Source organism: Aurantibacter sp., assembly GCF_039941195.1.
GTDB lineage: Bacteria > Bacteroidota > Bacteroidia > Flavobacteriales > Flavobacteriaceae > Aurantibacter_A.
Map to the genome: position 1 here is coordinate 73,256 of NZ_JBDVFA010000019.1, position 15,423 is coordinate 88,678.

At 32.6% G+C, this 15,423-nt stretch carries 15 protein-coding genes; 10 read left to right on the top strand and 5 right to left on the bottom strand.

All coding sequences use genetic code 11. The features are described from left to right. Positions 1-3: 3 nt before the first annotated feature. Complete coding sequence (gene rsmH / locus ABJF52_RS03545) at positions 4-897, bottom strand: 16S rRNA (cytosine(1402)-N(4))-methyltransferase RsmH (RefSeq protein ID WP_348146388.1); 894 nt, start codon at positions 895-897, stop codon at positions 4-6. Beyond that, on the bottom strand, positions 887-1,369 hold the full coding sequence (locus tag ABJF52_RS03550; RefSeq protein WP_348146391.1) for a division/cell wall cluster transcriptional repressor MraZ: 483 nt from the start codon (positions 1,367-1,369) through the stop codon (positions 887-889). The genes rsmH and ABJF52_RS03550 overlap by 11 nt, the downstream gene beginning before the upstream one ends. Positions 1,370-1,671: 302 nt before the next feature. On the opposite strand from ABJF52_RS03550, the gene ABJF52_RS03555 reads away from it, so the two are divergent. The 6 genes from ABJF52_RS03555 to yihA all read left to right on the top strand — a co-directional run bounded on the left by ABJF52_RS03555 (position 1,672) and on the right by yihA (position 9,644). Then, positions 1,672-2,400 carry a hypothetical protein gene (locus tag ABJF52_RS03555; RefSeq protein ID WP_348146393.1) on the top strand — a complete coding sequence of 243 codons (729 nt, stop codon included), beginning with the start codon at positions 1,672-1,674 and terminating at the stop codon, positions 2,398-2,400. Positions 2,401-2,408: 8 nt separating this feature from the next. Continuing rightward, on the top strand, positions 2,409-5,174 hold the full coding sequence (locus tag ABJF52_RS03560) for a TonB-dependent receptor (protein ID WP_348146396.1): 2,766 nt from the start codon (positions 2,409-2,411) through the stop codon (positions 5,172-5,174). After that, entirely contained in the window at positions 5,174-6,376 is a 1,203-nt protein-coding gene (locus ABJF52_RS03565; protein WP_348146399.1) for a DUF4249 domain-containing protein, read from the top strand. The genes ABJF52_RS03560 and ABJF52_RS03565 overlap by 1 nt, the downstream gene beginning before the upstream one ends. 3 nt (positions 6,377-6,379) lie before the next feature. Next, a complete protein-coding gene (locus ABJF52_RS03570) occupies positions 6,380-8,140 on the top strand; it encodes a hypothetical protein (protein ID WP_348146401.1) in 1,761 nt (586 codons plus the stop codon). Positions 8,141-8,243: 103 nt separating this feature from the next. Continuing rightward, positions 8,244-9,008 carry an alpha/beta hydrolase gene (locus ABJF52_RS03575; RefSeq protein ID WP_348146404.1) on the top strand — a complete coding sequence of 255 codons (765 nt, stop codon included), beginning with the start codon at positions 8,244-8,246 and terminating at the stop codon, positions 9,006-9,008. Between the two features lie 12 nt (positions 9,009-9,020). Then, positions 9,021-9,644 carry a ribosome biogenesis GTP-binding protein YihA/YsxC gene (gene yihA / locus ABJF52_RS03580; RefSeq protein WP_348146407.1) on the top strand — a complete coding sequence of 208 codons (624 nt, stop codon included), beginning with the start codon at positions 9,021-9,023 and terminating at the stop codon, positions 9,642-9,644. Here the strand turns inward: yihA and ABJF52_RS03585 are convergent. Further along, positions 9,641-10,015 carry a GTPase gene (locus ABJF52_RS03585; RefSeq protein ID WP_348146410.1) on the bottom strand — a complete coding sequence of 125 codons (375 nt, stop codon included), beginning with the start codon at positions 10,013-10,015 and terminating at the stop codon, positions 9,641-9,643. The two genes, yihA and ABJF52_RS03585, sit on opposite strands and share 4 nt — an antisense overlap. A 25-nt stretch (positions 10,016-10,040) precedes the next feature. On the opposite strand from ABJF52_RS03585, the gene bla reads away from it, so the two are divergent. Both bla and ABJF52_RS03595 read left to right on the top strand, forming a co-directional pair. Beyond that, positions 10,041-10,805 (top strand): subclass B1 metallo-beta-lactamase, encoded by a 765-nt coding sequence (gene bla, locus ABJF52_RS03590; RefSeq protein WP_348146413.1) that lies wholly within the window; start codon positions 10,041-10,043, stop codon positions 10,803-10,805. A 2-nt stretch (positions 10,806-10,807) separates the two neighbouring features. Next, the gene (locus ABJF52_RS03595) at positions 10,808-12,436 is read left to right on the top strand and encodes a metallophosphoesterase family protein (RefSeq protein ID WP_348146416.1); all 1,629 of its coding nucleotides are present in this window, start codon (positions 10,808-10,810) and stop codon (positions 12,434-12,436) included. 9 nt (positions 12,437-12,445) lie between these two features. Here ABJF52_RS03595 and gldC read toward each other — a convergent pair whose 3' ends face one another. Continuing rightward, on the bottom strand, positions 12,446-12,781 hold the full coding sequence (gene gldC, locus ABJF52_RS03600; RefSeq protein WP_348146419.1) for a gliding motility protein GldC: 336 nt from the start codon (positions 12,779-12,781) through the stop codon (positions 12,446-12,448). Then, positions 12,781-13,707 (bottom strand): gliding motility lipoprotein GldB, encoded by a 927-nt coding sequence (gene gldB, locus ABJF52_RS03605; RefSeq protein WP_348146422.1) that lies wholly within the window; start codon positions 13,705-13,707, stop codon positions 12,781-12,783. The genes gldC and gldB overlap by 1 nt, the downstream gene beginning before the upstream one ends. 113 nt (positions 13,708-13,820) lie before the next feature. On the opposite strand from gldB, the gene nadE reads away from it, so the two are divergent. Both nadE and ABJF52_RS03615 read left to right on the top strand, forming a co-directional pair. Continuing rightward, positions 13,821-14,609 (top strand): NAD(+) synthase, encoded by a 789-nt coding sequence (gene nadE / locus ABJF52_RS03610; RefSeq protein ID WP_348146425.1) that lies wholly within the window; start codon positions 13,821-13,823, stop codon positions 14,607-14,609. A 168-nt stretch (positions 14,610-14,777) separates the two neighbouring features. After that, the gene (locus tag ABJF52_RS03615; protein WP_348146428.1) at positions 14,778-15,407 is read left to right on the top strand and encodes a response regulator transcription factor; all 630 of its coding nucleotides are present in this window, start codon (positions 14,778-14,780) and stop codon (positions 15,405-15,407) included. The last annotated feature ends 16 nt before the right edge of the window (positions 15,408-15,423 follow it).

Here is a 15,423-nt window from a genome sequence, read left to right on the forward strand (position 1 = left end):
TTATTAAATACGCTCAGCAATTCTAAGCTTAGCACTACGTGCTCTATTATTTAGTACTATTTCTTCTCTTGATGGAATCACCAACTTGCCGACTTTTTTAAAAGGCACATCTACATTTCCGTAAAAATCTTTTTCCGCCTCTCCTTCAAACTTTCCAGCTCTAATAAAGTTTTTCACCAACCGATCTTCTAAAGAGTGGTAACTAATTAAACTCAACCTACCGCCTACATCCAATAAATCAACACTCTGATACAACAGCTCTTCAATTGCTATTAACTCTTGGTTCACCTCTATTCTAATAGCCTGATAAACCTGAGCTATAATTTTATGCTCTTTTCGTTGCGGCAAAAACTTTCTCAACACCTCTTTCAACCGCATCGTTGTTTTAATTGGCGCATCAGTTCTTGCTTCAATAATAGTATTTGACATTGCATCTGCATTTCGCAATTCACCATATTGAAAAAGAACTTTTCTCAAACTATCATGATCATAACTATTAACAACATCATAGGCCGACAATTTGCTATTCATATTCATTCGCATATCCAATTCCGCTTCAAAACGAGTTGAAAAACCACGTTCTGCTTTGTCAAATTGATGCGATGAAACGCCAAAATCTCCTAAGATTCCATCTACTTTCCGAATGCCATAGAACTTTAAAAACTGTTTGAGATATCGAAAATTCTCATTTATCAATGTAAATCGCTCATCATCAATAGAATTATCCAATGCCTCAGTATCTTGATCAAAAGCAACTAACTTACCTTTTGCACCAAGTTGTTTCAATATTTCATTAGAATGTCCTCCACCTCCAAAGGTCACATCTATATACACTCCATTCTCTTTAATATTGAGTCCAGCAACAGACTCCGCTAATAATACTGGATTATGATACATCCGGAGTATTCTCAGCACCTATACCATCACCACCCATAACCTCTTCGGCCATCGCCTCAAAATCTAGCGGCTCAATTTCAATCTCTTGCTCATAGCGCTCTTTATCCCATATTTCTATGTAATTAACCGCAGAGCTCAACGATATTTCTTTTTTAATAGCTGCAATTGAAACTAAGTTCTTAGGTATCAACAACCTACCAGCATTATCAATTTCAATTTCTTTGACTCCAGCCATAAAAATTCTAATGAAATCGTTATTCTTTTTTACGTACCTATTTAGCTTTTTAAGCTTACCCATCTCAACATCCCACTCCACTTTAGGCCACAACTCTAAACATTTACCGTTTACGGATCGCTTTATGATGAATCCATCTTTCAACAATGGCAATAGCTGATTCTTTAGGCCAGAAGGTAGCATTAGCCTACCTTTGGCATCAACTTTACAATCGTACGAGTTGTTAAAATGAATCACCTAAGTCGTTGATTTTTTATTTACTATGTCAAATATATAAATATTATTACCACTTTTTACCACTTTTTACCACTTTGTTGATAAAACGAGGTGATTCTTCGCATATAAAAGTGTAAAATGACCACTATGCAGCTAAACACATATATGTTAAATGCTAATTAATTGGAGAATTAAAGTCTTTATTATGTTTTTATTTGCAAAAAACAGATAACTTTAGGTTACAAATTTGTTAATACAAAAAAATGAATTTGAAGAACCATAAATCCCCGAACATTTTTTAATTAATAGTTCAAAATTTATTTGTGAGGCCAATACCAACTATAGTTTTCTTTTTTCTTTTTCAAATCGTTCCAAAGCAAATAATAGCGCAAGAGAGTGATAAAGAACAAGCTCTTTATTCTTTTTTTGATTCGATTACTACTATTGAAAATTCCGAAATACATTCTGGGCTTATTTACAAGGAGAAGCATCGTACAAAAAGTAGAAAATCGAAATTTTTTCCTGAGCCTAATTTTGTAACAGGCTCGGTTGTTTTTAACAATCAACCGTACTATAATCTCCAAATAAAATACAATGTCTACGATGACGAATTATTACTACAGGTAAAAAAGAAATATGGAGGCGACATCTTACAAGTTCATAAGCTAAACGTAAATAATTTTAAACTTAATAACCATTCGTTTCTTAAAATTGAAAACAAAAAATTAGGCGCCGGTTATTATGAAGTAATATCAATTAAAAACAAGCTTAAATTACTTTTAAAACGCAAAAAATCTATTCACGAAATTTTAGATAAGAAGTTGGTTTTTTATGAATTTGAAGATGCCAAAAACGAGTATTATTTAAGTTATAAAAACAATCTGTATTCTATTGAAAAATATACCGATTTCACTTCGGTTTTTCCAGATTTAGAAACTGAATTAACTAAACATTATAAAGCATTAGCATCCAATCTTACTTTTGAATCAAAATTAAAAAAATTACTATCGCATTTAGACTTTTTATTAACTAGCACACCTACTAAAATTTAAAAAAAGTATTGAAATTAGTAACCATCTTACTACTCGCAGTTTTCAGTTTTCAGTTTTCGTTGGCACAATCAGAAAATATAAATATTTCTGTCAATTTTAAAAATGCCAATAGAGAAGATGTTCTTCTGCAGATTGAGAAGATTTCCGATTTCGACTTTTATTATAGTAGCACGTGGTTGGGAGCTGAGCATATTTCGGGTAGCTATGAAAACACTCCTATTAATAATGTACTCAAAGATATTTTCAATAACACGACTATCAATTTCTATTTTCTCGAAACTAATAAAATCGTTCTAACTCAAAATGTAATTATTAAAGACAAATTACATACTAGTTTTTATCAAGACTCCATTATCACATCAATAACTTCTACCGATGACGAAACTAGCATCCCAAATTTTTATTTAATTCCCAAGGAAAGTGGATCTTCAAAAACTGAAACTATTAGAATAGGCAAAGAGCAACGCTACTCTAATCAAGAAAATTTCACTCTAACGGGAACTGTGATAAATAGCATGAACGGAGAACCTATTCAAAATCTTGCTATTATTTTAAAAGATGGTTCAAGAGGTGTTAGTACAAATGAAAATGGTTTTTATAAAATTGTATTGCCATTTGGTCAGTCTATTATTCAGACCAAAGCTATTGGTTATGAATCCACTGAAAAAAAGATTATCATGTATAATGATGGTCAACTAAATTTTGCATTAGCGGAAAATGTAGAGCAATTAGATGAAGTAGTTGTTGAAAGTAATCAGCTAAAAAATATAGAAACTGTAGTATCCGGTGTAGTAGAGCTTGATGTTGCAGAAATAAAAACTATTCCTTTAGTATTAGGTGAGCGTGATATTCTTAAAACAGCTATCACTCTTCCTGGAATTACAAATGCAGGTGAAGGAGCTTCGGGTTATAATGTTCGTGGTGGTAGTACAGATCAGAATTTAATATTATTAGATGATGCGGTGATATACAACCCCTCTCATTTTTTCGGTGTTTTCTCAGCATTAAACCCCTTTACCACTGGAGGTGTAACCATATACAAAGGATCTATTCCCGCTGAATTTGGAGGAAGATTATCTTCTGTTTTTGATATAAACACGAAAGATGCAAATACAGAAAAGTTTACTGGAGAAGCGTCAATAGGGCCAGTCACTAGCAACCTAATGCTCGAAATACCTATTGTAAAAGAGAAATCCGGTTTATTGCTAGGAGGACGAAGCACCTATTCAAATTGGATTTTAAATTCATTAGATGAAGAATCTTTACAGAATAGTAAAGCATCATTTTTTGATATTGTTGCTAAATACAATTCACAAATCAATGAAAAGAACAACATTGCAGCAACAGCGTATTACAGTAGAGATGCATTTAGTATTACTTCTGATTCTGTATATAGTTACGACAACCGCTTAGCTTCATTGAATTGGAACAAAAAACTGAATGAAAAAAGTTCTATGAAAGCAATATTAGCGAACAGTGAATATGGTTTTAATATAGATTATGATGGGGAAGCAAACCAAAATTTCAATTTAGGTTATAAAATAAATGAGACTGAATTAAAATTAAAATTTTTTAATCTATACAGCAGTACTCATAAATTTAATTATGGACTTTCAAGCAAATTATATATTGTTAATCCAGGTGAAGTAGAACCAAAAGGAATAGCGTCCATTGTAGCTCCATTAGAGATTCAAAAAGAAAGAGGTTGGGAATCAGCATTATTTATATCTGATAATATCACGCTATCTGACAAGTTATCTTTAGATTTTGGTTTGCGATACTCGTTTTATGCTTCACTCGGCAAATCTTCACAAAATATATATGAAGAAGATTTACCGAAAGACCAAGGCACCTTATCAGAAATAAAAGAATTTGATAGTAACGAAATTATAAATACTTACGACGGACTAGAGGTAAGAGTTTCAACTCGATATTTGTTAAGTCCTAGTCTGTCTGTAAAAGCAGGATACAATAACACTAACCAGTACATACATACCATATCCAGCAATACAACAGTATCACCTACTGACACATGGAAGCTTTCTGACCTTAATATAGCTCCTCAAAGAGCAAGACAAGTTTCATTAGGTTTTTTTAAAAATTTTAATGCAAATACATACGAGCTAAGTATAGAAGGTTATTATAAAAAAACAGCTAATATTTTAGATTATAAAGTTGGAGCCCAACTGTTATTGAATGAATCTATTGAAACTGAAGTTTTACAAGGAGAAGCTAAAGCCTATGGAGTGGAGCTTCTAATTAAAAAAAATAAGGGTAAATTAAATGGATGGCTTGGTTACACATATTCAAGGTCATTCACAAAATTAGCCAGTGAATTTCCTGAAGAGCAAATTAATGGGGGTGAATACTTTCCTTCAAACTTCGATAAACCACATGATTTCAGTTTAGTAACGAATTATAAGTTTACTAAAAGATTTAGTTTGTCCGCAAACTTTGTTTATCAAACCGGCCGACCAGTTACTTATCCTATTGGTTCTTATAATTTAAATGGTGCAGAATATGCATTATATAGTGACCGAAATAAATTTCGTATTCCGGATTTTTACCGTTTAGATTTAAGCTTTAATATTGAAGGAAATCATAAAATCAAGAAATTTGCACATAGCTTTTGGAATATTTCAGTCTATAATGTTTTAGGAAGAAATAACCCCTACTCTGTATTTTTTGTTACGGAAGAGGGAACATTAAAAGCATATCAAAGTTCAATTTTTGCCATTCCAGTGCCTACGATAACCTATAATTTTAAATTTTAATGAAAAAATATAAGGTTACATATTATATATCTACTATTCTATTTGTTTTAATAGGATGTCTTTTCAGTACTTGTACAGAACCGTATTCACCTAATCTTTTGCCACAAACAGAAAGCTTGCTTGTAGTCGAAGCCGTACTTACAAACGAATTAAAAAATCATGAGGTTATTCTCAGTCGATCTTCAGCAGAACAAGGCGAAATAATATTTGAACAAAATGCAACCGTAAAAATCACCGATGATAATCAACAAACGTATACTTTTTCGGAGGTTGAAGTTGGTAAATACATTTCAGACATAGCCTTTAAAGCTGAATTGGATAAATCATACCAACTGTTTATAAACACTTCCACAGGTAAAGCATATTCGTCTAGTTCTGTTTCATTGCCACAATCAAGTCAGATTGAGAGTATTAATTCAGTAAAAACTACAACGCAAACAGGTAACATCGGTGTTTCTATTGCTGTAAATAGTTATGACCCAACTGGAAATTCTATTTACTATCGGTATGATTACGAAGAGACATATAAAATAATTGCGCCTAATTGGATACCTGAGCACTTGATTGTGGCTTCAGAAGAAGAACAAGTAGTTTCCGTAGTAAATCGAGAAAATGAAGAACGCGTTTGCTATGCTACTGATTATTCAAATTCAATACTATTAACCGAAACTTCAGGGACAGCAGAAGATCGTGTTTCTAATTTCGAAGTGCGTTTTTTAAATCAAGAAAATTATATTTTCTCCCATAGATACAGTATTTTAATTAGGCAACATGTGCTTTCGCAACAAGCCTATAACTTTTACAAAAAACTACAAGATTTTTCCGGATCTGAAAGTTTATTCTCGCAAAGCCAACCAGGTTTTATTAATGGTAATATTTATTCAGAAGATAATAATCAGGAAAGGGTTGTTGGTATTTTTGAAGTTTCATCAGTATCAGAAAAAAGAGCATTTATAAACTATGCAGACTTTTATCCGGAAGAAGATTTACCACCTTATATTGATGATTGTGATCAAACTACTTATCCTGTGAGTGGAGAACCTTCTGTTTATCAATATGTAAAAGCAAACTCGGTTAGCTATGTTGACAACATTACAAATGCAATGACCGGTGCTCTAGAAGCTTATATTATTGCCCCAAGAGTATGTGGTGATTGTACAGTTTTAGGCAGTGCTGAAGTACCTGAATTTTGGATTGAATAAATTATGAGAAAAACGGTTCTTATTGTCCTTTTAACATTATTGAAACCCGATATTACTATTGGGCAATATCAGCTTGAATCAAATGAAGACCGTGTTAAATTTAATTCAATCGATAAAGAGCAGGTATTCATACATTACAATGACAATTTTTTACTTTCCGGAGAGTATTTTTATTACAAAATGTACTGTTTAAATAACAAAGATTTATCACCGAGTAAAATTAGTAAAATAGGATATGTTGAATTAATTAACAGTAAAGGAAAGGTCATTTTTAAGCACAAAATTGGATTGACCAATGGATTAGGGCAAGGTGATTTTTTTATACCGGTAACTTTAAACACCGGACATTACAAACTTGTAGGATATACTAATTGGATGCGAAATTCAGGCGTAGATTCATACTTTGTTGGAGATATAGCAATTATAAATCCTTTTAATGAATTGTCTAATGAAACTAATTATCCTTCAGAAAATATAATTTATAATTCAAAAACTGATAGTATTGAATTGGGAGTCATTTCAAAAGAAAAAAATACCACAGATAAAATACTTCTATCCAAAAAAAATTACAAGAAGCTGGAATTAGTTACATTTCAAATTAAAAACACAGCTATATCTGCTAATGCTAATATTTCTATTTCAGTTAGAAAAAAAGACCCAATCACAATACCTTTTAATAAAAATAAATCGATTGATTTAAACAATAATGCATTCAATCTTATAACCCTGAATAACAATGAAGCAATTTTTCTACCTGAGCTTAGAGGTGAACTAATTACCGGTAAATTAATTAATAAATTAAGTAAGCAAGGAGTAGCCAATAAAAATATTAGTATTTCAATTGGTGGAGATTTTGGGGTAACTAAAATCTCACAAACGGATAAAAACGGCACTTTCTTTTTCAATCTAGTCAACAATAATCGAAGTAATGAAATTATTTTCAACCTATTAGACAATCACATTGATGCTAATAAAATAGTTTTAGATACTTCAAATATTAGAACCGACACCTTCAAATTTAAAAATATTGGAGTTTCGAAAAATTTGAATCCCATTTTAGAGAAACGAAGTGTTTACAACCAAATAGAGAATGCTTTTTTCGAAACAAAATTAGACAGCCTAATTTCTTCAATATCCCCTACTCCCGTATATAATATATTTGATGAATTGTACAATTTAGATGACTACACACGTTTTAAAACTCTTGAAGAAACACTTATAGAAATAATAGATAATGTATTAGTAAAAAAACGAAAAGGTCAATACAAAATTCAAATCAGAGAGAACAATCATTATTTTATTGATGAACAAGCTGCTCCCTTATTTTTGGTAGATAAAATACTTGTCCAAAATTCATCTGACCTTTTTAACTTTAATGTAAATAAGATACAAAACATTGGAATATCGAGAGATGAATACTATATAGGACCCAGAAAATATCAAGGAATATTTTCTATTGAAACTAAAGAAGGTAATTACAATCAGCTACCAATAACTAAAAATTCAATTAAATTTAACATCGACGGACCATTACCTTTAAAGGATTATTATTTTCAAGAATACAAAGAATCTATTCCTACTAATAAATCGCACATCGCCGATTTCAGACAGCAATTATTATGGTTACCTAAAGTAAATTTAAAAGAAAATAATTTATTTAAATTTTATACCTCAGAAAACTTAGGTACCTACGAAATATCTATAGAAGGTTTCACCCAAAATGGAGAAGCCATATCATTAACAGAATACATATATGTAGAATAAGAGCATATTTATAACCGTTTCGTTATTAATTGTGTTACATTTATGTCTAACGCTTGTAATAGGTAATTGCCTATATTTGTCTTAAGATTAGATTCGCTCGTGAATGAATGAAAACTTAATTTCAGAAGGAAAATTTAAATACATTGAAACTGGGGAAGGAACTCCAATAATTATTCTGCATGGCCTTATGGGTGGTTTGAGTAATTTCGAAGGTGTTTTAAATCATTTCCCAAAAAAAGGATATAAAATACTTATTCCTGAATTGCCTATTTACGACATGCCCATGTTGAAAACCAATGTCAAGCAATTCGCAAAATTTCTAGAAAAATTTATAGAATTTAAAGGATTAGAAGATGTTATCCTCTTAGGCAACTCGTTGGGAGGACACATTGGCCTATTACATACAAAACTTTTTCCCGAAATGGTCAAAGCTCTAGTAATTACTGGAAGTTCTGGACTTTACGAAAGTGCTATGGGTGATGGTTATCCGCGCCGGGGAGATTACGAATTTATTAAAGCCAAAGCAGAAAAAGTTTTTTATGACCCGAAAATAGCTACAAAGGAAATTGTTGACGAAGTTTTTGCAACTGTTAATGATCGTAATAAAATCATTAAAACCCTTGCAATTGCAAAAAGTGCTATTCGACATAACATGTCAGATGATTTACCTGATATGCAAACGCCTACATGTATTATTTGGGGAGAGGACGATACTGTTACCCCACCGGATGTCGCTAACCTATTTGATGAATTACTACCCGATTCAGAGCTTTTTTGGATTGAAAAATGCGGTCATGCTCCAATGATGGAACACCCAGAAAAGTTTAACGAAATCTTAGATAACTGGCTTACTAAAAGAGGCTTTTAAGATCACTTATCCATGTTGATTAAAACTGCGAACTTTATTATCAGTAATACAGAAGTGGCGAAGTGCCCGAAGGAATCAATACCAGAATATGCTTTTATAGGCCGTTCAAATGTTGGGAAGTCTTCATTAATAAATATGTTAACTCAACGTAAAAGTTTAGCAAAAACATCTGGAAGACCAGGAAAAACCCAACTAATAAACCATTTTAAAATTAACGAAAATTGGTTCTTAGTAGATTTACCAGGGTATGGATACGCCAAGGTTTCTAAAAAGGACAAAAGAACATTTCAAAAATATATAACCAATTATTTTTTACAGCGCGAACAACTGGTATGTTCATTTGTGTTGGTGGATATTCGACACGAACCACAAAAAATAGATATGGAATTTATGCAATGGTTGGGCGAAAATCAGATTCCCTTTTGCATTATTTTCACGAAGGCCGATAAATTAAAACCAAAGATTATAGAAAAAAATGTAAATGCATATCTTAACGAATTAATATCAAGTAACTGGGAAGAAGCACCACAACATTTTGTAACATCATCCTCTAAAAACATAGGTCGCGATGAAGTTTTAGAATTTATTTCTGCAATAAATAGTGATTTTTTTAAACGTCAGAAAAAGACCATCTAGACACGATTACGAATACATTTTATTAAGGATTCCACATCTCCAAAAGCATTCATTTCTTCAGTTTTAACAACAATTTCAAGCTCATTATCCGTTTGACCTAGAACAATTGGGAAAGTAAAATTATGACCAAATTTAGATGCAAATTTTTTACGGTATTCGTCTTTATGTAAAAACTCCATCGAAATGTTAGAATCTTCTCTGAATTTCTTCCAGGTGCTATTTTCCGTAAAAGCACCAAAGGTTATGGCGCACAATTGACAATTATAAGTACTTGGACTTAATACTTTATGTGCTCCATCTATTAGTTGATTTCTAAAACCAGTTTCGGCATTATAAACAAAAATCAATTTATGAATATTATTGGGCTTCATAATTGGCTATTAAAACTATATATTTATGAGTTTAATTAAACAATCAATGCTAATCAACAGAATTAAACTTCTATTATTTTTAGTTACACTAATCCCTTTACAAGGTGAGTCTCAAAATTTAGATGAAGCTTACAGTTCTGAAACTCTAAAAATTATCCCTATTTCAGAAAATAGCTATGTACATATTTCATACATAAACACTTCTGATTTTGGAAAAGTAGCCTGCAATGGATTGGTTTTTATAAAAAATGGTGAAGCCATAGTTTTTGATACACCTACTAATAATAATGTATCTAAAGAGCTAATAAATTGGATTTTAAAATTCAAAAAATCTAGTGTGGAAGCTATTGTAGTAAATCATCATCATTCTGATTGTCTAGGTGGACTAGAAGCTTTTCATAATAATAAAATTCCTTCATATGCTAATAACAAAACTATTGATTTAGCTAAAGAAAAAGAATATACAGTGCCGATGCACGGTTTTGATTTAAAAAAAGAACTAATAATTGGTGGTGAAAGCGTTATGAATATTTACTTTGGCGAGGCACATACCAAGGACAATATTATTAGCTATATATCAAGCGAAGAGTTAATTTATGGTGGTTGCATGATAAAATCTTTGAACGCATCAAAGGGAAATCTTGAAGATGCCAATACTAATAAATGGAGTAATACCGTATTAAAAATCAAAAACCAATATCCAAATGTTAAAACTATTGTACCCGGTCATGGCGATTTCGGGAACGCAGCACTACTTGATTATACAATAGCTCTTTTTAAAACAAACTAAAAATGAAAAAACTAACAATTACCTTTTTAATATTATCAGTTTTAATTGGTTGTAAAACTGAAGAAAATTCTAAAAAGAACGAAACACCACCGGTAATAGCACCTTTTACAAATGTAGATACATTGGCTATTAATGATTGGTGGAACCGTGCAGATAACCCAATTATAGATTTAAAGGTACATCGTGATAGTGTGGTTGCATTTGGAATTTACACAGTATCTAAGAACATATTAAAATTAAGTGCTCAGCTATTCCCATTATACCCAGATGAAACCAGAGAGGTACGATTAGAATTACAAAAAGACGGGAAATGGGAAGAGATTCAAAAACAAACCATTAATGATTTAGGTTGGTCTGCCTTATTTAGGATTGAGAGTTGGGATGATACAAAAGATACTAAATATCGAATTAAACATGGCAACAACTCTTTCTACGAAGGTTTAATTCGCAAAAACCCAAAGGATAATGAACAAATTTCTTTAGCAGCACTTTCATGTAATTCCAATAAAGACCGTGGAATGCGAGAAAATTATGTCCGAAATATAAATCATCAAGATCCAGATTTGATATTTTTCGCTGGTGATCAATCATATGACCATACGGAGCATACCGCTGCTTGGCTAAAATTTGGTCTCCAATTTCGCGAAACTTTTAGAAATAGACCTGCCATTGCTATACCAGATGATCACGATATAGGTCAAGGCAATTTATGGGGAGAAAATGGCAAAAAATCCATAGAAGAAGGATCTAATGATGGCGGGTATACTTATCATCCAGAATATGTGAAAATGGTTGAGCGTTGCCAAACTTCGCACTTACCTGACCCGTACGACTCAACACCTATAGAACAAGGCATTCAAGTGTATTACACCAATTTACTTTGGGGAGGCGTTGATTTTGCAATTTTAGAAGATAGAAAATTTAAATCTGGCCCGAATGGTAAAATACCACAACAAGGGCCGCGACCAGACCATATTCGAAATCCAGAATACGACCCGGCATCTATAGACTTACCAGAGCTTAAATTATTGGGAGATCGTCAATTAAAATTTTTAGATGAATGGGGTACGTCAAATACGAATGCAATAAAAGTGGTTTTATCACAAACCGGGTTTTGTGGAGGAGCACATATTCATGGACAAATTGAAAATAGATTACATGCCGATCTCGATTCTAATGGCTGGCCCCAGACTGGGCGGAATAAGGCATTAACATTAATTAAAAAAGCTAATGCAGTACATATAGCTGGCGATCAGCATTTAGCCACTATTATAAAACAAGGCATACATGAATATGGCGATGGTCCTTGGTCTTTTATTGTTCCTGCAATAGTAAATGATTATTACAGTCGTTGGTGGTGGCCTTTAGATGAGAAAGCGGGCCCTAATCCGAATAAAGAAACGACCTTACCATGGACCGGTGATTATTTAGATGGATTTAATAACAAAATCAGCATGAAGGCCTATGTAAACCCTGAAAGTAGTTCAAAAGGAGGAGGTTATGGATTAATTCGATTTAATAAAAAGGCACTATCTACTACTTTTGAATGCTGGCCAAGATATGTAGACGTAACAAAAGAAGATGCTAATCAATTTGAAGGTTGGCCAATGACGGTATCAATCGCAGAATAAAAGTTAAATTTATTCTTTCAACTCTAGCTTTTCTGCAAAATAATCGCAAAAATCCTTCATGGTAGCGGTCATTTTTTCATCTTGAGTAGCTTTCATAAAAGTATCAGAAAGAGAGACTAGTGTTTGATGAAAGAATATTTTCATTTCATCAACCGGCATGTCTTTGGTCCAAAGGTCAATTTTTAAAGATTCTCTATTTTTACTATCCCATACAGAAAGTAACATGGCCTTTGCTTCTTCATTATTGATTCCACCATCTTGGGCAGACCAATTTAATTTTTCTGGCACTCGGTTTTCATCAAGTCCAACGGTAAGGGTAATTTGAGATTTATGCAATTCAGCCATTATTTTCTAGGTTTATAGTTTGCTTCCTTAAAAATTTCTTCAGCGGACAAAGGTAAAAGTTGTTGTGGAGTAATTTCGTCTTTTTCCATATAAGCTTTTACTATTTGCCAACCTATATATCTACCTAACCTCGATGGAGATTCATTATCAAGTTCAAGTCCAAATTTCGAAAATGGAGCCAAATCCAAGAATCTTGGTTCCAATTTATTATCCGTACTATAAAGCAATTCATTTTCAACGTAATAACGCCACATAGGTTCTTCATTTGCGATAGCCCAATCGTATTGTTCCTGAGAATAACCTATTTTCTGAGCATCTGTAATAGTCGGCAATAGCTTATCTTTTAAATAAAGGATTTTACCATAGTAAATTATTTTGGAAAGAAACGTACGCTCTGTTGGATAATTTAAAACTTTAGTCGCAAAAGCACCTGCTACATCACTCGTCATAAACTTTTTATCTAAAATTGCGCCAATATATTTTTGCATTCCTTGATAAAACTTATGATCCGATCCTAAATAATTATCCAAACCAATTAACAAAAGGCTATCTGTTAAAATAATTCTATTACGATAATCTACATTTGAGGTTACTGTTAAAACCTTCGGTCCATTTATACGCGGAAAGTAATATTTAATATGTTTATAAAGTTGATCTAAATCGGCCTTTTGTTCGTCAAAATCAGGAAAAGCTTTACCAACTTCACTTAATAACTCTATTTGTATGGTATCATCCAGTTTTTCTATCCAGATACTATCTGTATACTGTGCGGGAAATAAGTAGGGATATTTCCCTTTAGTTTCAGCAAAAGTCTCAGCGGTAGTCGCTGCTAGTTCGCGATCAAACCGAACTATTTTCAAATCCATCGGAATCTTTTCGATGTCTTCATTCACCTTATTTTCATCAGTACATGAAAAAATGGCCATAGTTATTAAGAATAAAGTAAAAATTCGTTTATACCGGTAAAGTAATTGTAAGTTCATTTTATTTTTTCGTTGCTACACGTTATTTTTAACGAACAAAGTTAAATTAATTCTTCATGCAGACCGAAAAAGTTGTTGACCATATTGTAAACTGGCTAAAAGATTATGCTAATAATGCAGGTATTAAAGGTTTTACGATTGGAATATCAGGAGGAATAGATTCCGCTGTAACATCTACATTATGTGCTAAAACGGGTCTTGAACTACTTTGCTTAGAAATGCCAATCCATCAGGCAGAAAACCAAGTAACTCGTGCTTCTAAACATATTGACTGGTTACAGACCAATTACAATACCGTTAAAAGACAACCTGTAAACCTCACTCCTGTATTTGATAGTCTTATTGAAGCATTACCTCCAGTCGCCAATGAAGAAGAGCGTTTTATGTCATTAGCGAACACTAGAGCACGCTTAAGAATGACTACCTTGTACTATTTTGCAGCATTAAATGGATACCTTGTTGCGGGTACAGGTAATAAAGTAGAAGATTTTGGCGTAGGATTTTACACCAAATATGGTGATGGCGGTGTTGACTTAAGTCCGATAGCTGATTTGTTAAAAACTGAGGTGTATGAAATTGCAAAATTCTTAAAAATAAATGTAGATATCCAAGAAGCGGCCCCTACTGATGGGCTTTGGGGTGATGATCGAACTGACGAAGATCAAATTGGTGCTTCATACCCAGAATTAGAATGGGCAATGCGCATGCAAGATGAAGGTAAAACAGAAAATGACTTTACTGACCGAGAAAAAAAGGTTTTTCTTATATTTACCAAACTAAATACTGCTAACAAACACAAGATGGTTCCTATACCTGTTTGTACAATTCCAAGTGCATTAAAGTGACCACTCATCTGGATTTCAAGTATCTAAAACGAAAATAGTTTAGAAAATAGTGTTTTTTAGATAAAAAATTGGAGTTTTGTTTACCAAATTAGATAAATAAACCTTACATTGCTTGTCAGTATTTGCAGACAGCTTAAAGGTCGAACGTTTATCCCAAAAAATATCAAAATGATTAAAATTTTAATTGCGGACAACCACCCTATCGTACGAATGGGAGTAAGAAGTGTTTTGGAATCAGCAAATGGCTTTGAAGTTGTTGGAGATGTATCAACCACAGGAGAGCTTTTTGAACAACTAGAAAAGTTAACTCCGGATGTAGTAATGTTAGAAATGGATATTCCAGAAATAAATGGAATTGCAGCACTTCGAAAAATTAAAAAATCATTTCCGGATATAAAAGTACTTATGTACAGTGGACAATCTGAAGATGTTTATGCATTAAGTTCTATTAGGGCAGGTGCTTTCGGATATTTAGCCAAAACGTCCGAAGTAGATTATATAGTATCAGCTGTAAGAAAAGTTGCTGAAGGCAACATGTTCATTACTAATGAGCTTGCACAGCGTTTAGCCTTTGATGAAGGCACACAAAAACCACGAAGATTTTTCAGAAAATTATCTACTAGAGAGGTAGAAGTATTGAAATTATTGGCAAGTGGCAAAAGAAATAAGGATGTAGCTTTAGGTCTTAACTTAAACGAAAAGACAGTAAGCACATACAAAGCACGTTTGATGAAAAAGTTAAATGTTGACAATATGGTCGACCTTTTACAACAGGCAAAAGCTTTAGAGTTATACTAAATACCTTACCAAAAAG

Excerpts from the sequence above, each read along its gene's own strand:
- rsmH (WP_348146388.1), bottom strand. The coding sequence starts at position 897 with ATGTATCATAATCCAGTATTATTAGCGGAGTCTGTTGCTGGACTCAAT.
- ABJF52_RS03565 (WP_348146399.1), top strand. The coding sequence starts at position 5,174 with ATGAAAAAATATAAGGTTACATATTATATATCTACTATTCTATTTGTT.
- ABJF52_RS03570 (WP_348146401.1), top strand. The coding sequence starts at position 6,380 with ATGAGAAAAACGGTTCTTATTGTCCTTTTAACATTATTGAAACCCGAT.
- ABJF52_RS03575 (WP_348146404.1), top strand. The coding sequence starts at position 8,244 with ATGAATGAAAACTTAATTTCAGAAGGAAAATTTAAATACATTGAAACT.
- yihA (WP_348146407.1), top strand. The coding sequence starts at position 9,021 with ATGTTGATTAAAACTGCGAACTTTATTATCAGTAATACAGAAGTGGCG.
- ABJF52_RS03585 (WP_348146410.1), bottom strand. The coding sequence starts at position 10,015 with ATGAAGCCCAATAATATTCATAAATTGATTTTTGTTTATAATGCCGAA.
- bla (WP_348146413.1), top strand. The coding sequence starts at position 10,041 with ATGAGTTTAATTAAACAATCAATGCTAATCAACAGAATTAAACTTCTA.
- ABJF52_RS03595 (WP_348146416.1), top strand. The coding sequence starts at position 10,808 with ATGAAAAAACTAACAATTACCTTTTTAATATTATCAGTTTTAATTGGT.
- gldC (WP_348146419.1), bottom strand. The coding sequence starts at position 12,781 with ATGGCTGAATTGCATAAATCTCAAATTACCCTTACCGTTGGACTTGAT.
- gldB (WP_348146422.1), bottom strand. The coding sequence starts at position 13,707 with ATGGCCATTTTTTCATGTACTGATGAAAATAAGGTGAATGAAGACATC.
- nadE (WP_348146425.1), top strand. The coding sequence starts at position 13,821 with ATGCAGACCGAAAAAGTTGTTGACCATATTGTAAACTGGCTAAAAGAT.
- ABJF52_RS03615 (WP_348146428.1), top strand. The coding sequence starts at position 14,778 with ATGATTAAAATTTTAATTGCGGACAACCACCCTATCGTACGAATGGGA.